This is a genomic window from Bacillus badius NBRC 15713, assembly GCF_001591605.1.
GTDB lineage: Bacteria > Bacillota > Bacilli > Bacillales > Domibacillaceae > Pseudobacillus > Pseudobacillus badius.
In genome coordinates this window covers 57,972-83,738 of sequence record NZ_BCVF01000016.1, presented here as the reverse complement: position 1 = coordinate 83,738, position 25,767 = coordinate 57,972, and the positions used below count along the sequence as shown (strand labels likewise).

Annotated in this window: 22 protein-coding genes; 16 read left to right on the top strand and 6 right to left on the bottom strand. The window is 43.4% G+C overall.

The genetic code is table 11. The features are described 5' to 3' along the window. Positions 1 to 485: 485 nt before the first annotated feature. The 8 genes from BBA02S_RS10125 (at position 486) to BBA02S_RS21750 (ending at position 10,001) form a co-directional block, all read left to right on the top strand. Positions 486 to 761, top strand: coding sequence for a CD3324 family protein (locus tag BBA02S_RS10125; protein WP_041099380.1), 276 nt, complete (start codon positions 486 to 488; stop codon positions 759 to 761). A gap of 240 nt (positions 762 to 1,001) precedes the next feature. Further along, positions 1,002 to 1,640: a FusB/FusC family EF-G-binding protein gene (locus tag BBA02S_RS10115; protein ID WP_041099384.1), complete on the top strand. Its 639-nt coding sequence runs from the start codon at positions 1,002 to 1,004 to the stop codon at positions 1,638 to 1,640. A 192-nt stretch (positions 1,641 to 1,832) separates the two neighbouring features. Then, entirely contained in the window at positions 1,833 to 3,533 is a 1,701-nt protein-coding gene (locus BBA02S_RS10110) for a molecular chaperone HscC (RefSeq protein ID WP_041113022.1), read from the top strand. Further along, entirely contained in the window at positions 3,533 to 5,035 is a 1,503-nt protein-coding gene (locus tag BBA02S_RS10105; RefSeq protein ID WP_041099388.1) for a J domain-containing protein, read from the top strand. Before BBA02S_RS10110 ends, BBA02S_RS10105 begins: the two co-directional genes overlap by 1 nt. 16 nt (positions 5,036 to 5,051) lie before the next feature. After that, positions 5,052 to 5,717 (top strand): DUF1266 domain-containing protein, encoded by a 666-nt coding sequence (locus BBA02S_RS10100; RefSeq protein ID WP_052475238.1) that lies wholly within the window; start codon positions 5,052 to 5,054, stop codon positions 5,715 to 5,717. Between the two features lie 343 nt (positions 5,718 to 6,060). Beyond that, positions 6,061 to 7,326: an ethanolamine utilization protein EutH gene (eutH, locus tag BBA02S_RS10095; RefSeq protein ID WP_041099390.1), complete on the top strand. Its 1,266-nt coding sequence runs from the start codon at positions 6,061 to 6,063 to the stop codon at positions 7,324 to 7,326. Between the two features lie 405 nt (positions 7,327 to 7,731). Then, a complete protein-coding gene (locus tag BBA02S_RS10085) occupies positions 7,732 to 8,001 on the top strand; it encodes a hypothetical protein (RefSeq protein WP_041099395.1) in 270 nt (89 codons plus the stop codon). Between the two features lie 296 nt (positions 8,002 to 8,297). After that, the gene (locus BBA02S_RS21750) at positions 8,298 to 10,001 is read left to right on the top strand and encodes a methyl-accepting chemotaxis protein (protein WP_041113023.1); all 1,704 of its coding nucleotides are present in this window, start codon (positions 8,298 to 8,300) and stop codon (positions 9,999 to 10,001) included. A 200-nt stretch (positions 10,002 to 10,201) separates the two neighbouring features. On the opposite strand, the gene BBA02S_RS10075 is transcribed toward BBA02S_RS21750, so the two are convergent. Beyond that, entirely contained in the window at positions 10,202 to 11,437 is a 1,236-nt protein-coding gene (locus BBA02S_RS10075; protein ID WP_041100242.1) for a Zn-dependent hydrolase, read from the bottom strand. Positions 11,438 to 11,978: 541 nt separating this feature from the next. Here BBA02S_RS10075 and BBA02S_RS10070 point away from each other — a divergent pair. The 3 genes from BBA02S_RS10070 to BBA02S_RS10060 all read left to right on the top strand — a co-directional run bounded on the left by BBA02S_RS10070 (position 11,979) and on the right by BBA02S_RS10060 (position 15,847). After that, positions 11,979 to 12,605 (top strand): TetR/AcrR family transcriptional regulator, encoded by a 627-nt coding sequence (locus BBA02S_RS10070; protein WP_041099399.1) that lies wholly within the window; start codon positions 11,979 to 11,981, stop codon positions 12,603 to 12,605. 160 nt (positions 12,606 to 12,765) lie between these two features. Beyond that, positions 12,766 to 15,084 (top strand): ABC transporter permease, encoded by a 2,319-nt coding sequence (locus BBA02S_RS10065; protein WP_041099401.1) that lies wholly within the window; start codon positions 12,766 to 12,768, stop codon positions 15,082 to 15,084. A gap of 4 nt (positions 15,085 to 15,088) precedes the next feature. Beyond that, on the top strand, positions 15,089 to 15,847 hold the full coding sequence (locus BBA02S_RS10060; RefSeq protein ID WP_041099404.1) for an ABC transporter ATP-binding protein: 759 nt from the start codon (positions 15,089 to 15,091) through the stop codon (positions 15,845 to 15,847). A gap of 134 nt (positions 15,848 to 15,981) precedes the next feature. Here BBA02S_RS10060 and BBA02S_RS10055 read toward each other — a convergent pair whose 3' ends face one another. Together BBA02S_RS10055 and BBA02S_RS10050 are read right to left on the bottom strand one after the other, a co-directional pair. After that, complete coding sequence (locus BBA02S_RS10055) at positions 15,982 to 16,371, bottom strand: hypothetical protein (RefSeq protein WP_041099406.1); 390 nt, start codon at positions 16,369 to 16,371, stop codon at positions 15,982 to 15,984. Beyond that, positions 16,368 to 16,910, bottom strand: coding sequence for a hypothetical protein (locus tag BBA02S_RS10050; protein WP_052475239.1), 543 nt, complete (start codon positions 16,908 to 16,910; stop codon positions 16,368 to 16,370). Before BBA02S_RS10050 ends, BBA02S_RS10055 begins: the two co-directional genes overlap by 4 nt. 415 nt (positions 16,911 to 17,325) lie before the next feature. Between BBA02S_RS10050 and BBA02S_RS10045 the strand changes: the two genes are divergently transcribed. The 5 genes from BBA02S_RS10045 (at position 17,326) to BBA02S_RS10025 (ending at position 23,301) form a co-directional block, all read left to right on the top strand. Continuing rightward, a complete protein-coding gene (locus BBA02S_RS10045; RefSeq protein ID WP_052475240.1) occupies positions 17,326 to 18,711 on the top strand; it encodes an NAD(P)-dependent oxidoreductase in 1,386 nt (461 codons plus the stop codon). Between the two features lie 29 nt (positions 18,712 to 18,740). Further along, a complete protein-coding gene (preA, locus tag BBA02S_RS10040) occupies positions 18,741 to 20,009 on the top strand; it encodes an NAD-dependent dihydropyrimidine dehydrogenase subunit PreA (protein WP_041099408.1) in 1,269 nt (422 codons plus the stop codon). 21 nt (positions 20,010 to 20,030) lie between these two features. Continuing rightward, positions 20,031 to 21,440 (top strand): dihydropyrimidinase, encoded by a 1,410-nt coding sequence (gene hydA, locus BBA02S_RS10035; protein WP_041099410.1) that lies wholly within the window; start codon positions 20,031 to 20,033, stop codon positions 21,438 to 21,440. Positions 21,441 to 21,570: 130 nt separating this feature from the next. After that, positions 21,571 to 23,043, top strand: coding sequence for an NCS1 family transporter (locus BBA02S_RS10030; RefSeq protein WP_041099412.1), 1,473 nt, complete (start codon positions 21,571 to 21,573; stop codon positions 23,041 to 23,043). A gap of 24 nt (positions 23,044 to 23,067) precedes the next feature. Further along, on the top strand, positions 23,068 to 23,301 hold the full coding sequence (locus BBA02S_RS10025) for a hypothetical protein (protein WP_041099414.1): 234 nt from the start codon (positions 23,068 to 23,070) through the stop codon (positions 23,299 to 23,301). 156 nt (positions 23,302 to 23,457) lie between these two features. Here the strand turns inward: BBA02S_RS10025 and BBA02S_RS10020 are convergent, their stop codons facing one another. The 3 genes from BBA02S_RS10020 to BBA02S_RS10010 all read right to left on the bottom strand — a co-directional run bounded on the left by BBA02S_RS10020 (position 23,458) and on the right by BBA02S_RS10010 (position 25,763). Continuing rightward, complete coding sequence (locus BBA02S_RS10020; protein WP_052477210.1) at positions 23,458 to 24,015, bottom strand: hypothetical protein; 558 nt, start codon at positions 24,013 to 24,015, stop codon at positions 23,458 to 23,460. Between the two features lie 169 nt (positions 24,016 to 24,184). Further along, the gene (locus BBA02S_RS10015) at positions 24,185 to 24,997 is read right to left on the bottom strand and encodes an ABC transporter ATP-binding protein (protein WP_041113024.1); all 813 of its coding nucleotides are present in this window, start codon (positions 24,995 to 24,997) and stop codon (positions 24,185 to 24,187) included. A gap of 286 nt (positions 24,998 to 25,283) precedes the next feature. After that, positions 25,284 to 25,763: a helical membrane plugin domain-containing protein gene (locus BBA02S_RS10010; RefSeq protein ID WP_041099419.1), complete on the bottom strand. Its 480-nt coding sequence runs from the start codon at positions 25,761 to 25,763 to the stop codon at positions 25,284 to 25,286. Between the last annotated feature and the right edge of the window lie 4 nt (positions 25,764 to 25,767).

Below are 25,767 nucleotides of genomic sequence, written 5' to 3'. Positions count from 1 at the left end.
TGGAAATCAATAGCTTCTACCCATAGTCTAAACCAGTGCTTCGCTTGCCGCGTACACTGGTTTTCTTTTCTTTTTATGCAAAGAACGTAAGCTTTTAACTAGAAAAAAGAGTTCGCAATGTCACATGTAAGAGAAAAACTATTGCCTGAGTGATAGATGGAATGAGTGGCATTACGCCGGTTTCTTCTCTTGTCAAATGGTTTTCAAGCAACCGGGCTGGAGTGCGCTCAAAAGAGAGCAGGCCATTGGGAATCTGGATTTTTATTCCGCGGAGGAAGTATAATAAAGAGCGGGGAGGTGATGATATGGCGATTTCAAGCAGATTGCCAAAGTTTGCAGCGTCTCATGCAAAGCCCGAGGGTGGAGAGGCGATACTTTGCATGGGGTGATGAGAGAAAGCCATCGCCTGAGTGTGTTGCTAGTGTGTTTCCTATCCTTTGGCTTTGCACCTTATTTTACTTTTAAAAAATAAGGAGCTGGCAAAAGTGAAGTATGTAAAAGCAACCGCTGTTTTACCAGAAAATTTAATTGCAGAAATCCAAAAGTATGTGCAAGGGGAAACGATTTATATTCCCAAGCCAAAAAGTTCATATGAAAAGTGGGGAGCCCGTTCCGGCGGACGGCAGCTGATTGATGAGCGCAATGCGGCGATCCGCAAGGCGTTCCGGAATGGTGAAACGATTCCTCAGTTAGCAGACGACTATTGTCTGTCGGTGGAAACCGTCAAAAAAATTGTGTATGTCAAATCATGTATGTCATGACGGGGCTGTCCGATAAGTCCCTAAATAAAAAAGGCGGAGAAAAAGAAGCTATTTTTCTCCGCCTGTTTTTGATAGATAAAGGTCTTTATTTGAAAAGGGCTGGCGGGTTCATGGCACGAAGCGGCCGCGCCATGAAGACAAGCCCTTTTTATGGCAAATTTGTTTCCTAGTCATTCTTTGCCTTTTAAAAAACAGGCCGATCGTATAACGTAGAAAGAAGAATGAACAGGAGTGAGAACCATGGAAGCATTTATAAGAAATGATCAATATAATTTAATTAAAAGACAAGTGAAAAATCTTGTGAACGGGCATGCAGCTGCCCAGCATGAAGGGGTATTAAAAGCATTAAAAGAAATGACGGAAGAAAATGTAATAGAAGCATTCACCAGCTTAACGGAAGAGCAGCGGCAGCTGCTTAGCCCGGTGACAGAGGTGGAGAATAAAGAGCAGGGAGAAAAGTTTCTGAATGGACTAAAGCGTTATGTCATTCCTTTTAACAAGGTGTCGGAACAAACTCTGAAAAAACTCTTCCCGAAAGCTAAGAAGCTAAAGCTGCCGGACTTGGAATCAATGGATTTGCGGGAAATATCTTATCTGGCTTGGAACGACCAGGGGTCAAGCAAAATGTATTTAGTTGCTAATCATCATCAAAAACTGATCGGAGTGCAAGGAACGTTTAAATATGCCGGCAAAAAAGGGATTTGCACGATTTGCCACGGTTATGAAGAGATCGGTCTATTTAGCGCCGAAGTCAAAGGAGCAGACAAAGGAACCTTCAAAAAAAGAGGGAATTATATTTGCCGGGATAGTGAAAAATGCAATTTAACTTTAACATCGCTTGATAAATTGCACGACTTCATCAGCCGGCTGAATCAATAATAAACGAAAAAAGCATGCCTGATCCCCGCGGTATGCTTTTTTATTTGAAAAACAAGCGCAAGAGGCTGCAGTTTTTATTGGCCGAAGCAAATGTAATAGCAGTTCTTATTGATTAGGATGTTTTTTATATTTATACTAAATGTTGTAAAAGGTAATGAACAGTGGAAGAACTGTTGAAAAGAGGGAATTTTGATGACAACCATTGGTATTGATTTAGGCACGTCTAATAGTATTGTTGCTTACTGGTCGGAAGATCGTCCAGTTATTATACCGAACATTCTCGGTGAACATCTTACTCCGTCGATTGTCAGTGTCGACGATAACGGCGAAATTTTAACTGGTCAAATTGCTAAAGAGCGTTTAATCTCTCATCCGCACATGACAGTTTCGGCGTTTAAAAGATACATGGGAAGCGAAAAAACTTATTCATTAGGCTCCTATACATTTACTCCGGAAGAACTCTCTTCCTTTATTTTAAAAGCTTTGAAAAGTGATGCAGAAGCTTACCTTGGCGAGGAGGTAACAGAGGCAGTGATCAGTGTGCCGGCGTATTTCAACGACAGGCAGCGCAAGGCCACTAAGAAGGCGGCTGAGCTTGCCGGATTAAAGGTTGAACGGCTGATCAGTGAACCAACTGCGGCGGCTATCGCTTACGGTCTTCATTTAGAAGAGTCCGATACAAAGTTTCTTGTATTTGACTTAGGCGGGGGCACCTTCGATGTATCCATTTTAGAACTGTTCGAAGGAATTATGGAAGTAAAGTCGATTGCTGGCGATAACTTTCTAGGAGGAGAGGATTTTACGAATCTGCTGTTCTCTCACTTTATTGAGTCTGTAAAGATTGATCCGCAGGAACTTGATGCAAATGCTCACTCTGCTTTGTGGAAGCAAGCGGAGCTATGCAAGCGGGAGCTTGGGGGGAGTCATACAGGAAGCATGCAATTTACATACGGCGAAGAGACTTTTGAAGTGCAGGTGAGCAGAAGTGAATTTGAAAAGCTCGCCAGATCGTTAATGTTACGGCTGCGCCAGCCGGTAGAACGCGCGTTAAGCGATGCGTCTCTTCGCATAGAGGAAATTGACGCTGTTATTTTGATTGGCGGGGCAACGAGAATGCCCATTATAAAAACGGTTGTCAGCAAAATGTTTGGCCGCTTGCCTTTTTCCACGATCCATCCAGACGAAGCGGTTGGAATTGGAGCCGCTGTGCAAGTAGCGCTGAAGGAAAGAAACGAAGCGCTGCAGGAACTGATTTTAACGGACGTTTGCCCGTATACGCTTGGAACAAGCATTGCCAAGCGGCTAGGAAACCATCAAATTGATGAGGGGCATTTTAAGCCGATCATTGAGCGCAACACCCCGATTCCGGTCAGCAAAGTAGAGCGCTTCTATACCATGCACGATCAACAAAGCGACATCCTGATTGATGTATATCAAGGGGAAAGCCGGCGCATTGAAAATAATTTGAAGCTGGGGGAAATGCTTGTTAAAGTTCCTGTATCCCCGGCAGGAGAGCAGGCGGTGGATGTTCGTTATACTTATGATTTGAACGGCTTGTTAGAGGTAGAGGTAACCATTCTCAGCACAGGGGAAAAACAGACGATCATGATCGAGCAAAATCCTGGTTCCCTGTCAGAAGCGGAAATGAATCAGAGAATGGAAGAATTGAAAGCTATTAAAATTCATCCTCGGGAAAGAACGGAAAATAGATTGCTGCTTGCCAAGGGAGAAAGATTGTATGAAGAAGCTTTAGGAGATAAGCGCGAGGAGGTAGCCTTCATACTGGAAAAATTCGAGCGAGTGCTGGCTTCACAAGATGAAATAGCCATTAAAAAAGCGGCTCAGGTATTCAAGGCAGAACTGGCTTCGCTTGAAAGGTGGACTGATTATTAATGACAGCGTGGGACATATTGGAGATTGAACCTACGGAAGAGCTGTCAGCTATAAAAAAAGCATATGCCCGGAAATTAAAAGTTCACCATCCAGAAGAGGACCCGGCTGGCTATCAACGGCTAAGGGAAGCTTACGATTGGGCTGTTAAATACCAGAGAACAGCGGTCAAAAGAGCGTCTGTACCAGTGGAAGCCGGCGTGAGGGCAGAGGAATATGATATAGGGGGGAATGATCAAGCGGAAGCAGCCGTGGAGATGGATAACTATGCAGAGGCTGACGTCCATATCCCCACGCCTCCGCCTGTTGACTGGAGAGACTACCAGGACCCTTTTCGCAGAAACGAAAAATTAATCGATGAATTCATGAACAGAGTGGAAGAGCTTTATGAGAATTTCGCTGAACGCATTGATATTGAGGAGTGGACGGCTCTTCTCGATTCAGATGTTATTTGGAATTTCGAGCTGAAAAGGGAAGCAAGCGAGCGGCTGCTGGCTTTTTTGGAAGATTATCCGTTCCTGCCAAAAAGCATCTGGCAGCTGCTCGACAGCAATTTTCAATGGAGCCAGGAAGCTTTCGACGAGGATCATCCTTTTTGGGACTATGCATCGGACCGCTTTTCCGAGTATTTTCAACATCAAGTCAAACCCTATTATCCGGGCCTCTCTTATTCGTTCTTGCTGCGAGCGAAAAACATAGATTTCGATGCCTATCTTTACTGCAGGGAATGTGCTTTGCAACATCTGATTGTGAACGAGATGGAGCAGGCCGAAGAGTGGCTTCATAAAGCAGAAGCGATTTTTACAGGCGACCCGGAGCTTTTGCGGCTGAAAGGAAGCGTGTATTTGCATACGGGACGGCTGGAGCGTGCAAGTGAAGCGCTCGGACAGGTGATGCAAATCAATCCGGATGATATAGAAGCACGGATGATGCTTGCTTATACTCTTTATGAATCAAAACAGCTGCCGGAAGCGATACAGCAATGCAAGATCATTCTTGATGCCAAGCCGGACCATATCGATACACTCAGCATTTATGGAAAAAGCTTGTTTGAACAAAATCAGCTGGCGGAGTCAAGAAACATATTTAAGCGGATCGAGGAAATGGAACCGAATGCCAGCGAGGCAGTCACTTATTTGGCGGCTATTCATGTGCGCATGATCAAAGAGCTGCCAGCGAATGAACGGCCGCCGCTTAGTGAATTGAATAAGGAACTGCAAAAACCTGGTGCAGGGAAGCAGCTCCTTCTCTTTCTAGGCCGCCTTCCAAAAATAAAGATGATGTTTCTGTTTGCATTGATGGCTTATAGCTGGCACGTGTTTACCGACATGGTTTATCTGAATCCTTTCGAGTTTGTCTTAGTGCTTGTTTTCTCTTTCTTTGTCGAGGAGATTAGCGCCAGCTTCTTTGGGTTTTGGAGTTGTATATGGTTGTTATTTTTTGCTTGGATTTTCAGGAAATTTATTAGAGAGATACGGAAGGCTTGGCGGGCGGCCCGTTATTGAGAAGGGGGAGGATGATATGGCATTTGAAGAGTTCAAACAGCGAAGAAGAAAAGAGCGTTATTTGTATGCGCTGACCTCTGTGTGCTTTAGCGGAAAATCTGCTTATTATTTTGCTGTGAACCAGCAGTTTAAAATGAATATGAGTAAAATGCGCGGAGTGTTAGAGCAATGGGAAATCCACGAGGAGGAGCAGTTGAAGCCCGTGCTGGACAATCTGCTGAAGTCAGGAAGCAGAGAAGAATTCACCCAGTTGCAAAATTATCTCTCTATCATTCCGGAAGAAAGCCGCCGGGAAGCGATTGAAGCCATGCCCGATGAAAAAGAGGAATCTCGAAAAAGAGCGGATTTTACTAACCGCTACCTCCGCCGGGTGTCTCCGCGAAATATCGCCGCGCTTGATTATGCCTATTGTATCTTGTTAAGCAGATACGGCATGAAGTTGGGCTATATGGAACCGGATGAAGCAGAAGAATATATGATCAAGGCTGCCCGGCTCGCTCAAGCCTCCTATTCCAGTTGGGTAGAGTATGCCACGGCTTACATTATTGGCGTGCAATTTGTAGATTGTGTCCTTCCGCAAAAGTCCCCGCCATATTTATCGATACAAAAGCCGACTATCAGGAAATTATTCGCCTCTCGTCATAGTCCGCTGCAGAAAATAGATTGGAATACAGAAATTTAAAACAAGAAGGCTGTCCGATGTTTGGACAGCCTTCTTTGTCGTTCTCTTTTTTAAGCTAGTGTACTATTCTTTCCAAAAAATATGAAAAAATGAATAAAAAATGCATTTCTTCATAAAAAAGTATGACTGTTTCTTTTCGCTTCCGCTTATTTTGTCTTTTCTTGCGTTGAGAATCAGCTGAAAAATAAGAAAAGTAAGAAAATAATAGTAGAATTGTGTCTTTTTTGTGAAAAAGTGGCATGGAATTTGCAAACAGTATACAAGCCGTTTTTATCTGTTCTTTTATTTACGTAGGAATGCATCTTCATGCGTAACAACTTTGAAGGGGAAAGGGAGGATGTCTATGGAGCATCTGGGGACTTATGTCATTTATGTAATCATGGCTTTTGTGATTATTGGAGCCATTGCCGCTGTCCGTAATGAAGAAGAAGGAATGGGGAAGGAATTTATTCAGGGGATTCATACAATTGGTCCTATTTTCATTCCGATTGCCGCCACGCTGGCGTCTATTCCGTATTTATCAAAATTTATCGAGTTTGCCTTCGGTCCGCTTTTTTCTGCTATCGGCGCAGATCCGGCGATGGCAGCAACCACACTTATATCCAGTGACATGGGCAGCTATCAGCTGGCCGATGTACTGGCCAGTGATCGTGAAAACTGGATTATTGCCACGGTAAACGGCATTATAATGGGGCCTCATATTATCTTTACGATTCCGGTGGCTCTCGCGATGCTGCAAAAGCGGGACCATAAATATTTAGCTCTTGGAATGATGTCAGGTGTACTGACAGTGCCTATCAGCGTATTTATTACAACAAGTATCTTAGCTCTGACAGAAACAAAAATTCGCGATACAATCAGCACAACAGCCGAACCGGCCTATCAATTATCCATGTCGATCGGCACGATTCTGATTAACTTAATTCCTTTAACGGCGGTAGGAATATTTATCGCTGTCGGCTTACGCATGTTTCCTAATTTAATGATTAAAGGGTTTATGGGAATCGGCTGGTTTATGAGCACGGCGATGAAACTTGTTTTAGCTTGTACAATTGTTGAATATTTTACAGGTGTATTCACTGCCGTATTCGGACATTGGGGATTTGACCCTATCATTGCAGATGAAAAGGATCAATTCAGAGGGCTTGAAATTGCCGGTTATATCGGAATTATGCTTGCCGGGGCTTTTCCGATGGTGTATGCGATCCAAAAGTATTTGGCCAAGCCGCTGCAGTACTTTGGCAAGCTTCTTGGTTTAAGCAGCATCGGAAGTGCCGGTGTAATTGCCGCTACAGCTAACCCGCTTGCTCTTTTCAAAATTATTCAGGATATGCCGGCAAAGGATAAAGTATTAACCATTGCTTATGCTATTTCCGGCGGCTGGATGATTGGCGATCAGCTGGCCTTTCCGGCGAATTTCCAGCCGACGATCATTATCCCAGTCATGCTGGGCAAGTTCTTAGGGGCGATCCTGGCTATTCTCCTGTGCTACTGGATTTCTATTCCGAAAGCCTTGGAGCTTGAACGGATTGAGAATCTGGAAAAAAGAGAAAAGAAAAATCAACAGGCGGCAGATGAGAATAAAAATCCGCTTGAAGCAACTAGTTAATAGCTGAATGGAGATGCAAATGCATCTCCATTCTTTTTTCTTTGGCCGCCGGCGAGGAAAGTTTTCACCAAAAGTAAGAAGAAGCGTTCATAAACAAAGGAGCTTCTCTCATAAGCTTTAAAAATTGCGTCCCCTGTAATATTTGCCCGGCAAAATGTAACAGTCAGGTTGTCATCGAAAGCACAAGCTGAATATAATAATATAAATCCAGGCTGGCGGCAGCCCTTCTTCAATTGGCAGCTGGCTGTTTGCTAAATGTGCTGCTGTATTCGCTGGCGGGCCGGCATTTTCAAACAGCCTGGTTAGTTAGACCATCCATTATGTTTTTTGTTTGTGCTGCTCATTATGTCGCGGGAAGTAGACGGGAAAACGAACTCGCAGAAGGCGGGATATGGGGGCATTAACTTGTATAAAGCAGGAGTTTGGGTGAAAATCAAAAACAGAAATGCAATCGGCTTTGTATTAGAAGCAAGTTATCATGGCGCCATGGTGTTTGTCATTAGGAATGGAAAGCCGGCAGGAGAACATAGGTACAGTTATCATCAATTAACATTAATGAATGATGAGTTAACAACAGAGGAGCTTCTTGATTTAGCCAGGCTGACAGTCGATTTAAATCAGAAAGAGTGGTTTATGGAAGTGACGGAGCGCATGAAAGAGAAGTCCGGAGGTTAGTGTGGAGTTATTTACCTTTTTACTGTTTGCGAAAAGAGCAGAGTGAAGATGCAACAAAAAAGGGGCGACCCAAAAAAAGTCATGTTTCATGACCTTTTGGGCCAGCTCCTTTTTTGTATAGCCATGAAGGGGCGTTCTTCCATACGGATGAAACTAGACGCAATAATTAGAATTGAATGAATAATTTGTTTTGTATAAAATAGGAATAAGGATTCAGGTCTAAAGATTTGCTTTTCAGCTGTTTGATTTTGAATAAAGGGCTCTTTCAGCAAGAGCAAAAGAAGGGGGAGAACTTGTTGGCAAAGCTGTTTAGAAACATGAATATCGGAAAAAAGTACGGCTTAGCTTTAGGAGGAGTCATTTTTCTTTTTTGTATTTCCGCAGTTATTGTTTATATCCAGCTGTCGGATGTTAAGAAAGCGGTTGCCGCTCTCCAGCAAAAGGGGAACAGGTCTATTGAAATCACTAAAATGGCTTCTTTATTTCAAGAGCAAGATATTCGCATCGCAGACTATATTAACCATTCGGATGACCGGTTTGTTCGAGAGTTCGAGGAAAGAAAAGCAGCCTTCCACACGTTGGAGAAAAGGCTGCAAGCTACTATGCAAACAGATAAGGAAGCAGAACTCTTTGAACAGATTAAAAAAAATAATCAGGAAATGACTACGCTTTTTTACGACAAAATGATTTCTGCTGTCCAACGCGGGGATCAGTTGGACATATTGCTTGCCAGGCAAAGAGCGCAAGCCTTAAGAAGCGAGACGGTCGGGAAGCTTGAGGAGCTGGAGAGCGCAATTCATAAGCAAAGAGAGGAGGCGTCTGCAGAGGCTGCAAACAGCTTAAATAAATCAATCCTAGTATTAGTGGCGTCTATTCTTTTATCTATTATTGCTGGTTTGACTGCTGTCTACATGATCAACCGTTTAGTGAGAAGCCGTTTGAACCGAGTGATAGAAATGGCTGCTAGTATTTCTGAAGGGGACTTAACTATTGAGAAAAGCACCTATGAAGGAAAGGATGAAATCGCCGGCTTGAGCTGTGCCATGAATAAAATGCTTGAAAGCTTACAGGAGATGATCGGGAAAATGACGGCTGTCTCTGAGCATGTATCCGGCCAAAGTGAAGAGCTGACGAAAACCTCCAGTGAAGTGGGAGAGGGAAGCCGGCAAGCGGCAGCTGCGATGCAGCAAATTTCGCATGGAGCGGGAGTTCAAGCAGACGAGACAAATGAACTGTCAAAATCGATGGTCAGCTATGCGGAAAAGATTCGGGAAGCCAATAGCAATGGAAAGTGCATTGAAGACGCTTCAAAAGCGGTTTTACAGTTAACTTCTGAAGGAAGCTGCTTAATGACTGCTTCTGTAAGCCAGATGAATAAGATTGATGTCATTATGCAGAACGCCGTCAGGAAAGTAAAGGGACTTGATGGACAAACGAAGGAGATTTCTGCATTAGTCGCTGTGATCCAAGGCATTGCTGAGCAAACAAATTTATTGGCTTTAAATGCCGCTATTGAAGCAGCCCGGGCTGGCGAGCAGGGAAAAGGGTTTGCAGTTGTGGCAGATGAGGTGCGGAAACTGGCTGTCCAAGCGGCTGTTTCGGTAGGAGATATTACGGATATTGTTACCAGCATTCAAGAAGAGTCAGCTGAGGTCGCTGCTTCTTTAGAAACAGGCTATACGGAGGTAGGCAACGGCATAGAGAAAATTCAAGATACAGGAGAGACATTCGCTAAGATTGAAGCTTCTGTATCCGATATGGCAATAAGAATTCAAACGGTGTCGGAAAGCCTGGGGGATATAGCGGCCGACAGTGAGCAAATGAATGGAGTTATTGAAAGCATTGCTTCGATTGCAGAAGAATCAGCGGCGGGAATTGAACAAGCATCTGCTTCCATACTTCAAACAGGCAGCTCTATGGAGGGGGTAGCCGGAAAAGCGAGGGAACTGTCCGTGCTCGCTGAGGATCTGAACAGCTTAATCCGCAAGTTTGTTGTTTAAAAAAAGAACTTGCTGCTGTCGAGTGTACTTATCCTTTTTCGATCCGCCCGATTAGAGAACAATGGTGAGTCTTCTAGCCATTTCGCGTCAGGCTGGTCGAATGATCACTTCCCGGGAAATATTCTCTCCTGTATAACAGAAAAAAGCAGAACTTTGCTGAATTCATTCAGCAAAATTCTGCTTTTGTAATCCAGCAGCAATTAAGAGGGTGATTGCAGAGCAAGGACTGTTTCCAATAAGACGTTAACGCCCTTTTCACAATCCTCCCACGTAGTGAGTTCGTCCTCCGAATGGCTTTTTCCGTTAATACTCGGAACGAAGATCATTGCAGAAGGTATATAGCTGGCGATAAATTGGGCATCATGGCCGGCGCCGCTGACCATGCGCTTAAAAGAATAGCCTAAGGATTGGGCAGACTGCTCCAGAGCCTGACAAATATGTTGATCAAACCAAACGGTGTCACGGCCCCACAGCTTTTCTGTTTTTACAGAGCAGTTCTGTTTCGCGGAGAGCGCAGGGAGACTGTGGATCACTTTCTCTACTTGCTTAATAACTGCAGGATCTTTATGTCTCGCTTCTAGTGAAAAGACAACTTTGTTCGGAATAACCGTGTGGATATTCGGAAAAACATTCATTCTGCCCATAGTAAAGACGAGCTCCTCGTCCAGTGAAGCGAGCTGCTGGCGGATGGCTGCAATCAGATCATTAGCAGCAAAAAGCGCATCTTTCCTCATATTCATAGGGGTAGTGCCGGCATGATCAGATTCCCCATTCACTTCAATTTCATAGCATACCATTCCAAGCACGCATTCAACGACACCAATTGTCAGAGCTTCCCGTTCAAGAATCGGCCCCTGTTCAATGTGTAATTCGAGAAAAGCCGCAGCCTCTGTTAAGCGATTTTTACTGTCGCCGGCATAGCCGATAGACTGAAGAGCTTCTTCGAAAGTAGTTCCATCTTTATCTGCTTTTTTCATCATAACCGTCTTATCAAATTTTCCTGACAAAACACCAGACGCCATCATCGAAGGTTCGAACCGCGCGCCTTCTTCATTCGTAAAGTTAACGATCGTCAGGGGAACTTGCGGTTGAATTTTATGTTCGACTAACGTTCTGGCTACCTCCAGACCAGCTGCCACGCCTAATATTCCATCAAACCGTCCGCCTTTTTTCACCGTATCCATATGTGAGCCGACAACGATAGGCGGCTTGTTTTCAATACCTGCCAAGGTTGCATACATATTGCCCATATCATCTACACGGACAGACATGCCCAATTCGTCACAGCAGGAACGAAAGTAATTTCTGGCATGGAGGTCTTCTTCAGACAAGGCCAGCCGGGTCACCCCGTTGTTCTTTGTACGGCCGAAATTTGCGAAGCTTTCCAGTGTGTCTTTTAACCGTTTACCATTAATAGCTAGTTTCTGCTTATACAAATTGCTCACCCCGATTAAGATATTTTTGCGAAAAAAGTTATCAATCAATAAATATATATCTATTGATTTAAGATTCTATGGGATAGACAATAATCCTTCTTTTAAAATTATTTTATGAAGAGGAGGAGGGGAGAAGCGATAGAGAGGAAATCCACCTATGTTGGCCTGGAATAAAGTTTGATCATTTCCTGAGAGCCGCTTGAGGAATGAGACGCCTAGTAGGGCTATTGGATAAATATGAATCATTCTATTAGGCGTCTCCCCAACATTTCGCGCAAAACATTAGGCTATGTTCAGAAATTTAGGTGCCGCAATAGTGACCGAGCATTAATTATAAGGAGAGTTATTGGACATTCCAAAAAAGAGTAAACCAATTTTGCTGTGCGAAGCTGGAGTTTGAATTCGTCGTTACTAAATCCCGTCCTGCAGCATTCTTTTTATTAAATATGAGTATAAATTAATCCCAGAAAATAAACTTGACAGATTTATAGAGCATGTTACAATTTTACCGACAGGCAATCGGTCTATAAAGGAGGAGAAAATGAGAAAAGAAGCAGAAGTACGCAAAAATGAAATTCTTGATGTGGCAGACGAGCTTTTCGGGAAGAAGGGATTTGACGGTACGAGTACAAACGATATTCTCGAAAAGGTAGGAATTGCGAGAGGCACATTGTATCATCATTTCAAATCAAAAGAGGATATTATGGATGCGCTGATTGAGCGTTATAGTGACCGGCTTTTAGGTGCCGCACGAGAGGTTGCTGCAGACAAAACGATCCCCTTAGTCGATCGTATTATCCGTGTTGTCATGTCAATGAATCTAAGCAGCGGAAGTAGCGGGGAAATGATGGAACACCTTCATAGACCTCAAAATGCGCTTATGCATCAGAAAATACAGAAAATCATTATTAACGGCCTTACACCTATTTTGGCGGAAATCATCTGTGAGGGCATTGAACAAGGCGTATTCAGCACACCATACCCGTATGAATGCATGGAAATGGTTGTGACATATGCAAATACTATTTTTGATAATGATATGGTTGAGATGACAGAAGAGGATCGTGTTACCCGCATTCAGGCGTTTATTTTTAATGTAGAAAGACTACTGGATGTTGAAAAAGGGAGCCTTATGTCCGTTATACAAATGTTTATGAGCAATGAATAGCTCGGAAAAATTTCTTTGATAGTCGGAGTAATGAATGGGGGATGTTTTTGCACAGGCAAAAGAGGATTATTTCTCATTATTATCGAGGTAATGCTGGAAGGTGTGATTTCAGCACTTCTTCATCATGTAAAATCGGCAAATTTGAAAACAGAGGTGAATTATGTATTTCAGAATAATAGGCAATGATATTTTAAAGAATAAAATGATTACGTTGGTAACTATGATATTTGTCGCTGCCGCAGCTATGCTTGTCTCGCTGGCGGCGATCCTGACCATTAATCTTTCAGGTGCACTAGATACTCTGATGACAAAATCTAAAACTCCCCATTTTCTACAGATGCATTCGGGGGAGATTGATCATGCCCGGCTTACATCTTTTGCAGAGAAGAATAGCAATGTCGATAAATTTCAGGTAATTGAATTCCTCAACATAGACGGCTCAGAAATTATACTTGGCGAAAATTCATTAGTGGATAGTGTTCAGGATAACGGTTTTAGCACACAGAGCGAACAATTCGATTACCTTCTTGATCTTGATGGAAATATCATCAATGTATCTGAAGGGGAGCTTTATGTTCCAATAAGCTATATGAGGGACAACATCACAAAGGTCGGTGACAAGGCGGTAATAAGCGGTCAGGAATTCGTCGTTGCGGGATTTCTTCGCGATTCGCAAATGAATTCTACACTCTCCGCTTCCAAGAGATTTCTTGTCAGTGAAAATGATTACGAAAAAATGAAAAATCTAGGCAGTATAGAACATTTGATTGAGTTCAGATTAAAAGACTTGTCTGCGCTTGGAGAATTTGAAACTGCTTATGCTGCCGCAGAGCTAGAAGCGAACGGTCCAACAGTTACATATACGCTTTTCAAAATGATGAATGCACTTTCAGATGGAATGATGATCGCAGTTATACTTTTTGTAAGCGCACTTGTTGTTGCCATCACATTTATCTGCATTCGCTTTACACTCCTTTCGAAAATGGAAGATGACTATCATGAAATTGGTGTGATGAAAGCAATAGGGCTGCGCATTTCCGATATAAAAAGGATTTATCTCGTAAAATATGTAGCGATTGCTACGGTGGGGAGCATACTCGGTTTTGGGCTTTCGATTCTGTTCAAAGGCATACTGCTTGAGAATATCCGCCTTTATATGGGGGAAGCCGAAAATTCTTCCTTTGCAATTCTTTTCGGAATTATAGGCATACTGCTGGTATTATTCTCTATTCTTCTCTATGTTAATGGCGTGTTAAAGCATTTTCGGAAAATATCCGTTGTGGAAGCCATTCGCTTTGGTACTTCACAAGAAAAGAGTTCAGGTGCAAAGCGTTTTTGTTTGAATAGGAATTGGTTATTTAACACGAATATTTTTCTTGGTATCAAAGATGTTCTCACAAGAAAGAAGCTTTACGCCACAATGCTTGCTGTATTGGTCGTTTCATCATTTATCATCATTGTTCCACAGAATTTGTATAACACGATATCCTCAAAAAGCTTTACACAATATATGGGTATCGGTGATTACGATATGCGTATTGACATACAGCAGACTTCAAATATCTCTGAAAAAACTGACGAAATTTTAAAGGAAATAAGTAATGACCGTGCGATTTCCAATTATGCTGCTCTGACAACCAAAATATTCAAGGCAAAAATGGAAGACGGAACGGAGGAAAATCTAAAAGTTGAACTGGGCGACCATTCTGCGTTTCCTATAGCATATTCTGGGGGAAAAGCCCCCGTTCAAGAAAACGAAATTGCCCTCTCATCTATAAACGCCGATGAATTGAATAAAAAGATAGGCGATCGCATTACATTAGTGATTGAAGGAGAGGAGAAAGACTTTTCGGTAAGCGGGATCTATTCTGATATTACCAATGGCGGTAAAACTGCAAAGGCTGTATTCACCGATAATTCGGCAGATATTATGTGGAGTATTATCATTGCTGAACTTTCGGATACATCTATGGTCGATAATAAAATTTCTGAATACTTAAGTAAATTTGGTTATGCGAAAATTTCCAATGTTGATGAATTTGTGACACAGACATTTGGCTCAACCATACGTTCTGTCGAAACGGCATCCTACGCAGCCGTTGCCGTGTCGCTCATTATAACAGTATTAATTACACTGTTATTTATGAAACTGCTTATTGCAAAGGACAGAACCTCCATTGCTGCAATGAAAGCCCTAGGTTTTACGAAATCAGATATCAGGATACAGTATATGTCACGATCAGTATTCGTTTTAATTATCGGAATTGTTCTAGGCACGCTTCTGGCAAATACTCTCGGAGAATTACTTGCGGGGGCGATCATCTCCTCGTTTGGAGCGGATTCGTTTAAGTTTACGGTTAATCCACTTTCGGCATATTTACTTTGTCCGCTGATGATGGTATGTGCGGTACTAATCGCAACAGTAGGCGGCACATCGGGAGCAGGACAAATCAAAATTTCAGAAAATATAAAGGGGTAAGCAAATGAAGAAGATTATTATCGGTGACCGTATAACAAAATCTTTCGGAGAGAGAGAGGAACAGCGAAATGTTCTCGATGAGCTTTCTATTGAAATAAACGAAGGCGAATTCGTTGCGATAATGGGTGCATCGGGGTCAGGAAAATCGACACTGATGTTTGCACTAAGTGGAATGGATGAGGTTAATAGCGGAAAGGTCGTATTTGGAGACAGGGATTTATCCGCCATGGGAGAAAATGAGCTTTCAGATATACGCAGAACAAAAATGGGGTTTGTTTTTCAGCAACCTATTATGCTGAAAAATTTAAACATTATCGACAATATCATTCTTCCTATGATGCGTGACAACAGAAAAAACGTCGCAAGCATTTCTGATAAGGCAAGAGCGCTTATGAAAAGAGTCGGCATTGGAGAGCTTGAAGAACACGATATTACACAGGTATCAGGAGGTCAACTACAGCGGGCGGGGATATGCAGAGCCCTTATAAACAACCCGAAAATAATTTTTGGAGATGAGCCTACCGGAGCTCTCAATTCGAAATCTGCACAGGAGATTATGAATATATTTTCTGAAATCAACGAGGAAGGCACAACTGTTCTGCTTGTAACTCACGACGCAAAAGTTGCTGCACGGACAGAACGTGTTATGTTTATGCGTGATGGAAAAATCGTAAGCGAGCTGAAACTTTCCAAATATGACGGGACCAATATGGATACCAGAATCGAAAAGGTTACAAGGAAAATGATAGAATTAGGCATATAATAGTTGAAAAGGGCGAATTATCGCCACTTTTCTACAAAACTTTATTTTTAAAGCCACCATATATTAGAGAGGGCTGCTGTAAAGGCAGAAGCAGCCCTAGAGGCTGATGAGCAGCCAACAATGAGAGATTTTTGTTAAAGTTTTTCTTTGTTGTACTGCTCTAGTCCTTTTTTAAATAAATCAAGGATAATCTCATGCTGAGTTTTGCTCATGACATGCTGTCGGATTTCATTTAATTCAGCAACTAACTCAGCATCCAGATGAAGATTAATAGTCTTTCCTTTATCTTTTGGCCGGATTTCATAGCCGTTATCCGTTTCTTTTGCCTGTCCTTCGAGGATCACGCTATCAGAAAACCAAGCTTTTTCCGGGATGACGATGATCTCGCCTTCAAAAAAGATCGCAGACAAATCTTTTGCAAAGGAAATATCGAGAACATTATTGATAGCTTGGTTGGCCCGTTTAATTTTTCGGGCGATTTCTTGATTTGGCACAGTGTTTGTTAGCTTTATCTTCGCTTTCATTGATTCATCAGCTCCTCTGCCGCGTTTGCTAGATTGCTCTCCTTCACATCGTTCAACCGTTCAAAAGATCCTTCCCTTTGAATCGTATAGAAAAACTGGCCCTTGTGTAGATAGGCATCAATAACAATGCCAATAACAGCTTCGTCAGAAGGGAGCTTTACAAGTACACGGTCAAGTACATCAAATTCAGGAAGCAAATATCCTTTTTCATATAAAAAATGAAACGTGTCGACTTTTGGATAAAGAAATCGCTTTTTGCCTTGTTTAGAGCGCAGAGCCCAAAATTTTTCTTTTTCATCAATCACTTCTCCAAGGTACCCTTCATCAGCCCATCTTTTAATTGTGGACATATTAAGTGTTTTTCCAATTTTCTTGAAAACCAAGTCGATGATTTCTTTAGAGGAAATATAATTTTTTCGTTCTTTTTCTTGTTCTTCTAACGCTTCTAAGCGTTTAGATAAGTCCTTGAGAAGCATCTGCTGTTCTTTTATTTTTTCCTCCGTTTTTTTTAGCAGGGCTTCTAAATCTTTTCTGTTCAAAAACTTTCCCGCCTTCCTTCCATAGTGTGCCGGACAATCTAGAGATATTTCTATTTTACACTATTTTCATATGGCAAATAAATTAAGCTGAATAAAAAAGACAGGAAATTAGTTGAATGTAATAGTCATATAAAGATATTGATTGCATTATATTTAAAATGAAAATGCAATCTAATGTGTTGACAAAAGTGTTTTGATATCATACTATTATTTCCAACAATATTTGGAATAGTAAGAATATTTTGTTCGTTTTTTATGCTGTATGGCAATCTTGCAATCGAGGGGATGGGGATACGGGGCGAAGCAGCAGTTGTCATTATTTTATCTTGAGCAAGCGGGATATATGACATGGATAAGAAAGATAAAAATGTCGGATATCATAGGACGCTTGGAACTAAATGAGGGGGTAATCGGCATGCATTTAAACCGAGTAAAGAACAAAACCATTTCGTTGGACAACTTACGGATGAATTTTCAGGAAATTGAGCCTGATTTAACGCCAAAGGAAGCTGTTGAAGAGTCTAATCGCTGTCTTTACTGCTATGATGCGCCTTGTATTAAAGCTTGTCCTACCGGCATTAATATACCGTCTTTTATAAAAAAAATCGCTTCCGGAAATTTAAAAGGCTCAGCCCGTGTCATTATGGAGGCCAATCCAGTAGGGGCAAGCTGTGCCCGCGTGTGTCCGACAGAAGAATTATGCGAAGGCGCTTGCGTATTGAATCATGCTTCCTTGCCTATTATGATCGGGAACTTGCAGCGTCATGCGACGAATTGGGCTATTCACAACAACGAGCAGCTGTTTAAGGCTGGCGAAAAAAATGGAAAGCGTGTAGCCGTCATCGGAGGCGGTCCAGCCGGGTTATCAGCAGCCCGTGAACTGGCTCGACTTGGGTATGAGGTGACCATTTTTGAAGCAAAAGAAAAAGCGGGAGGATTAGATACTTACGGGATTGTTTCATTCCGGCTTCCTCAGGAAATCTCTTTATGGGAAGTAGAGCAGATTGAAAAGCTGGGCGTAAACATTCAAACCAATACAAAAGTAGGCAAGGATATTCAGGTGCGGGAACTCATCGAGAACTTTGATGCAGTTATCTTGGCAGCAGGGATGTCAAAGGTGCCGATGCTGGGCATTGATGGCGAGGAAGCTGAAGGAGTGTTTGATGCTATTGAATTTGTCGAAGGCACAAAAACTCCTCCTCTGGATCAGCAGTTTATCGGCAAGAAGATAGTCGTTATTGGTGCAGGAAATACAGCCATTGATGCGGCGACCTGCTCTGTCCGTTTAGGGGCCGAGAATGTAAAAATGGTTTATCGCCGGACGGAAAAAGAAATGACTGCGTATGAATTTGAATATGAATTTGCCAAGCAAGACGGAGTAGAGTTTAGATGGCTGACCCAGCCGAAAAGAATTATTGCAGATAAATCAGGGAAAGTGGAGGCCTTGGAATGTGTTCGCATGGAGCTTGGAGAACCAGATGCATCCGGCCGCCGACGCCCGGTTCCTGTCGCGGGGTCAGAGTTCATTATAGAGGCAGATGCCATAGTGAAAGCCATTGGACAGACGCGCTACTTATCCCTAATTGAAGAATTGGGACTGGAGCATAACAATGGAATTGTCAAGATCAATACAAAGACGCATCAAACATCCAATCCGAAAGTGTACGCGGCTGGCGATGTTATTTTCGGAGACGGCCAGGGAGAGGCCATGGTTGTAACGGCCGCCCAGCAAGGGAAACTGACAGCTCATGCCATTCATCAGCAATTCACTGCTGATAAGGTTACATTGGAAAGCGTATAAACCAATAAAAAAAGACAGGGGGAATTTAGATGGCAGACTTGCGTGTGAACTTTGCGGGAATTCAATCTCCTAATCCTTTTTGGCTGGCTTCTGCTCCGCCGACAAACTCCGGCTATCAAGTGCAGCGGGCCTTTGAAGCCGGCTGGGGAGGAGCTGTTTGGAAAACTTTGGGCGAGCCGATTTTGAATGTATCTTCCCGGTTTGCCGGCACTCATTTTAACGGCCAGCGGGTAGCTGGATTCAATAACATTGAATTGATTACAGACCGCCCGCTTGAAGAGAACCTAAAGGAAATTTATGAAACGAAAAAAAGGTTTCCGAATCATGCAGTGATTGCTTCCTTGATGGTGGAGCCGAAACAGGAAAAATGGCATGAAATTGTAAAGAAAGTCCAAGCTGTCGGGGTAGACGGTTTTGAATTAAACTTTGGCTGTCCGCATGGCATGGCAGAACGAGGAATGGGGGCGGCTTCCGGTCAGGTGCCGGAGCTGGTAGAGAAGCAAACCTATTGGGCAAAGGAAGCGGCGGAAGTGCCGGTGATTGTTAAGCTCACGCCGAATATTACGGATATCACCGCCACAGCGTATGCTGCTGTTCAAGGCGGAGCAGATGCGATTAGTATGATTAACACGATCAACAGCTTGGCGGGAGTAGATATCGACTCTTGGAAGACGATTCCGAATGTGGCCGGAAAAGGTGCTCATGGCGGTTACTGCGGACCGGCAGTCAAGCCAATTGCTTTAAACATGGTGGCGGAGTGTGCGCGCCATCCGGAATTGAATGTACCTATTTCTGGAATAGGCGGCATATCGAATTGGCAGGATACTGTTGAATTCATGCTGATGGGAGCGGGGTGCGTTCAAGTATGTACAGCGGCTATGCATCACGGCTTTAGCATTGTTGAAGATATGATTGACGGATTAAACAATTATCTTGACGGGAAGGGAATCGCGGCGCTTGACGGCCTGATCGGAAAGTCCGTTCATACGTATTCTGATTGGGGAAATTTAGACCTTAATTATAAGGTTGTAGCCCGTATTAACAACGATGTTTGTATTAATTGCAACAAATGCCATATTGCCTGCGAGGATACTTCACACCAATGCATTGATATGCTGACAGCGGAGAGCGGGGCTGCTTATTTGAAGGTTCGCGAGGAAGATTGTGTCGGATGTAATTTATGTTCCATCGTGTGTCCGGTAGACGGGGCAATCGATATGGTAGAAATACCAAACGGGGAGCCGATGACCTGGAATGAGCGCCAAGCAGCTATTAAGCTTCCAATCTGCCATTCATAAAAGAAGAGGAGGAAAGATGGAATGAAGAAATTAATAACAAACGGGACAATCGTTACCGCCGCTGATATGTATGAGGCTGATCTGTTGATTGAAGACGGAAAAATAGCTGCGATTGGCAAGAATTTAGGAACAGGTGCAGAGGAAGTGATTGATGCCCGGGGAGCGTATGTGTTCCCTGGAGGCATTGATCCTCATACACATTTGGATATGCCATTTGGCGGAACCGTGACCAGCGATGATTTTGAAACAGGAACGATTGCTGCTGCTTACGGGGGAACCACGTCCATTATCGACTTTTGCTTAACAAATAAAGGAGAACCCTTGAAAAATGCCATTCAAACCTGGCATGAGAAATCAAAAAGCAAAGCCGTCATTGACTATGGTTTTCACTTGATGATCAGTGAAGTCAATGAACAGGTGCTTGAAGAGATCCCTCTCATTATTGAGGAAGAGGGCATTACTTCGTTCAAGGTGTTCATGGCTTATAAAAATGTATTCCAAGCCGATGATGAAACACTGTTTCGTACCTTATTGACGGCAAAGGAACATGGCGCGCTCGTGATGGTGCATGCTGAAAATGGAGATGTGATTGATTTCTTGGTGAACAAAGCATTGAAAGAAGGAAACACAGCCCCTATCTATCACGCGCTGACGAGACCGCCAGAGGTAGAAGGAGAAGCGACTGGAAGAGCTGCCCAGTTGACCGGTATTGCCGGTTCACAATTGTACGTTGTCCATGTATCGTGTGCAGAGGCAGTAGAAAAAATTGATGAAGCGCGAAAGAAAGGCTATCAGGTCTGGGGAGAAACGTGTCCGCAGTATCTTGTGCTTGATCAGTCCTATTTGGAGAAACCAAATTTTGAAGGCGCCAAGTATGTTTGGTCTCCGCCTCTTCGCGAAAAATGGAATCAGGAAGTGTTATGGAATGCTTTGAAGAACGGGCAGTTGCAGACGCTTGGCTCGGATCAGTGCTCCTTCAACTTTAAAGGCCAAAAAGAGCTGGGGGTTGGGGATTTTACTAAAATTCCAAATGGCGGTCCGATCATTGAAGACAGGTTCAGCCTCTTTTTCTCAGAAGGAGTGAAAAAAGGCCGGATCTCCATCAACCAATTCGTTGACATTGTTTCAACAAGGATTGCCAAGCTGTTTGGGCTTTTCCCGAGGAAAGGAACGATTGCTGTGGGCAGCGATGCGGATATTGTTATCTTTGATCCTAATAAAGAGCGGGTAATTTCGGCAGAAACGCATCATATGAATGTCGATTACAGCGCCTTTGAAGGCATGAAAGTGACAGGAGAGCCCATCTCTGTTTTATCACGCGGCGAGTTCGTCATCCGCGAAAAAGAGTTTGTCGGAAAACCGGGCTCAGGCCAATATTTAAAGCGCGCCCGTTTTGGAAGCCAAGAGAAGCCGGCAGAGAAAGTGCGTTAATCAATGGCTTGTGCTTGATTGAAGAGCGAGTGTTTTCCAGAACGCTGCCTTGTTAGTGAAAGGAAGCTTTCTTATTATTTGGCATCACTGTTATTCCTGAAGCTCAGATAATAAATAGAGGAGATATGTGATGAAAAGAACGAGTGAATATTTAAAGTCTCCGGATCTTCTTCCTATTGCTCATCGTGACAGAAAAATTGGCACGTTTGGATTTTCGATAATGTGGGTAGGCATGGCAGTGGTTCTGGCAGCATTTGCGATCGGCGGGGCGGGGGTACAGGCGATGCCTTTGCCCTGGGTGCTGCTGGCCTCTTTTGTAGGCTGTCTCGTCATTGGTTTTCTCATCACCCTGATAGCAGACATTGGCATCGAGCATGGCATTTCCTTTCCAGTTTATTTAAGAGCGCCTTTTGGCACATTAGGCACACACTTTCCTTCTCTTCTTCGCGGAATAGCCGCTTCTATCTGGTTCGGCATCAATTCGTATTTCGGCGCTGCAGCTATTAACGGGATACTGAACATTCTCACTGGATTTGATAATTGGTTTATTTGTTTGCTTTTATTTGTCACAGCGCAGGTCATTAATACCTCGATCGGTATTAAAGCGATCGAGAAATTTGCGAACCTGGCCGCACCGACTATCATTTTAATTTCTATTTGGATGTACTACACGTTAGCCGATCGGGCAAGCGCAGCAGGCAAGAGTGTATGGGCGTGGATGGAGAACCCGGTTTCTGGAGCAGCTCTATTTGCGGCTTTCTTGACAGTGGTGCTCGGAAATATGGGCTATTGGTCGACTTTATGTGCCGATATTTCTTCGATTTCCAGGTTCATCAAGGCTCCAAAATATGAGAAAAATTGGTTTAAAAGAAACAAAGGGGCTCTGGTAGGCAGTATGATTGCGTTGCCGCTGACGCAAACTTTTGTGGTAGCGATTGGCGGAGTAGCCTATATCGCAGTAGGAAACTATGATCCTATCGTGGCTCTGCAGGAAGCTGCCGGAGGGCTTATATTGGGAATCTTGCTGTTAATGATTGTTTTTGCCCAGTGGTCAACTAACACGGCAGCCAATTTAGTCCCGGCGGCAACTGTTTTTTCTAATATTGGCGGTCCTAAAGTGCCTTTTTATGCAGGGGTGATTTTGGCTGGAGTCATCGGAATGGTGACGCAGCCATGGAATCTCTTTGATACACTAATGCCTTTTCTGCTCATCAGCGGCGGGCTATTGTCAGCCATCGTCGGCATTTTGTTTGCTGATTATTATTTGCTTCGCAAACGCAGAGTGAACGTACCTGATCTGTATGAACAAGCTGGCCAGTACAGTTATTATTTAGGAGTCAATTGGGCAGGCGTGATAGCTTGGGCCATAGGAGGGGGCGCCTCCGTTGCCTTTTCGAATTACTCCTTTATCGTTGGTTTTCTTCTTTCTGCGGCTAGTTACTATCTATTGTCGAAGTATTGGTGGTTTCGAAAATATAAGCAGGCTGAGCTGGAGGATCCAAGTGATGAAAAGTACTTAGGGATTACTGCAGGACGTGATTGGATTATTGGCGGTCAAGAGGCGGCGAGAGGGACGGAAAGTCAAGAACAAGCCACTGTATAATTGGCAGGTTAGGAGGAGGATATCATGTCATCTTATAAAGAGTTTTTAGCGGAAAAACAAAAAATTGATGAGCTGTATAAAAGCGGCTATGAAATTACGAAGGTGGAGGAGAACTTGAGCGGAGCCTTTCTCACTTTTGAGCGTTCAAACTTGAATGGAAAAAGCAAGGTAACGCAAGTAAAGCTGCAAATCCTGACAGCGGATGCCCGTAAATATTTCTCCAATTTAATTATGGCTAAGCAAAAAAATTTAGTATAGCAGAAGACTGTACCAGCGCTTTTCCTGTTTTCCCGCCTCCTCCTCATGGATTGCCTGCTTAGGCGCAGTTCACAGAGGGGCGGCGGGAGATTGTTTGATAAAAGCCAGTTGGATGAACAGGAAACGACTGTTTTGTTTGCCTTCCGAGAACGGCAGTTAAAGAAGGAGAGAATCTACCCGCTCTACCTTGCAGGGTTTTTTAATATTAAAGGCAATTTCTACATCAATATCTCTGATTTGTTTTTGTTGGTCATATAAAACGTAATAAATAATTTCATCATCCACATGATAGATGATGCCGTCATAGGAAAAGGCCAGCAGATAGTCTTTGATCGTGCTGCCGATCTGGCGGGAAAGCTCCAGCGAATCAGGAGGATGTACTGGATCGGGAGCGTGCTTGCCGGCATATTTCCAGCGCAAGGCATCTTTTCTTAATCGGGCTTCGCTAAATTGGTAATTGAGGATAAAAGGATGGTTAAAACAGATTTTTTGATGTAAAACAACGGCTGTTTCATCGCCCTCCACCTCAGCGTGGCAAAAGGCGTATTGCGCTGCCAAGCCGAGGTCATTAATGAGGTAAATGCCTTGTCCGAATAAAGAGCGGGCGGCTGCTCCGTTAGTAAATGCCCTTAATTCGCTGCGCTCGTACTTTTGCTCCAAAACGACTTTTTTCGCTTCTCCGTAACTAACTCCTCGGTAAGCTTTTCTCTCCAATTCAGACCCTCCCTATGGAAATGATCGTGCACTTGACATTCTTTCGTTCCTGAGGCTTAATCCCCTGTCCATTTCTGCTTTCCGCCAAGCTTAGTGAAGCGCTTACACCTTTGTTTTTTTCTATGAATCCTATGGGAACAGATTCATAGAAAAAACGTTTTCGGTCTATCTATTGGTTGTATGTTTTGGACTTAATATGAATCCAGGGACGTTCATCTTCCCAATCTACTGAGACAGGAAGGCAAAACGTTTCACTTAGCAGTTCTTCTGTTAAAACTGATTTCTTAGGACCGGCAGCAACAATCTTTCCTTGTTTCAGCAGCAAGGCATGGGTAACAGCCGGCATAAGCTCTTCAATATGATGGGTGACATACAAAAGGGTGGGGCCTTCAGGAGAGCGCCCCATGTTTTCAATAGCAGACAGCAGCTCTTCTTTGGAGTACAAATCCAGCCCCGTGCAAGGCTCATCTAAAATCAGCAATTTTGGAGAAGGCATAAGTGCACGGGCAATCATCGTTCTCTTTTTTTCTCCTTGAGAAAGAGAAAAGAACGCTTGATCCGCTAAATCATCCATTCTCAGCTGGCGGAGAAGGCCCTTAGCTTTTTCGATATCCTCCCTGCTTATTTCCTCATACAAGCCGACAGAGGCATGCTTCCCGCTCAATACTATCTCCAGAACAGAGTCGCTTGGGCGGGTATGAAATCTTTCGTCCATGGAAGAACTTACCCAGCCAATGCTTTTGCGCAGCTCCGGTATGTTCGTTTGGCCAAATAAATGGCCTAAAACGGACACCGTTCCTGTCGTTGGCCACTGGTAACCGGCAATGATTTTCAGAAGAGAGGTTTTCCCGGAACCATTTAATCCGAGAACGGCCCAATGCTCTCCCTTCGCGACACGCCATGAGACGTCATTTAATACGTTTTTCTTCGTTCTTGTCCAAGTAATGTTTTGCAGATCGACTATTTTATTCTCTTCCTCCATGTATAACTCCTCCTGCGAAATCTCTAATGTATATATTTATCCCTTTTGTTAAAAATTCCTCTTTTTATTGTTTTTTCCATCAGAGAATCAGACATGAATTGGATGAAGGAAGATTTTTTCTAAAAGAAAAGGGCGGAGAAGAAGGCGTGATTTTTCTCTGCTGATTGGAATGGGGCTCAGCCTGTTTGGAGAAGAAAAAGAGGCCGACCCAAAAGTCATTTTTCATGGTCTTTTAGGTCGGCCTTTTTTCGCTGTCAATCATGATTGGCAGGCAAGCCATCGATTGTTACTCTTGCAATTCTTTTCCCATGCCTTTTAGAAAGTGAAGGCCAAATCGGATGGCGCGATTAATATCCGGGTCCTTAAGCACTTTTAAAAGGTCTATCATTCCGACAGGCTTGCTGCTATGGAGATGTTCATTTGCTTCTGCCATTCCGGCTGTAAGACTTCCTGCCAGTTTTTTCATCATGTCCGGATCAGTTTTTGCCAATGCGCCGGCTGCATTGAGGAAATGATTGATTACATTGGTGACCGGTTCCCTGGACACCTGATGAAGAGCAATGCCGGCAACCTGTTCTTTTGCCTGCAGGATAGAAGAGGCTGCTTCTAAAGCGCCCATGTCATTCAATTCACCGATCATATGAACGATGCTATTTAAAGCCTCTTCGTTATCTGCCAGCAGCCTTTGAAGATCTGTCAGCTTTTGCTGGGCACTTTCCTCACTTGTTTCTTCCTTTTTTCGGATTGAAGTAATCGGTTCTGCCATTGCG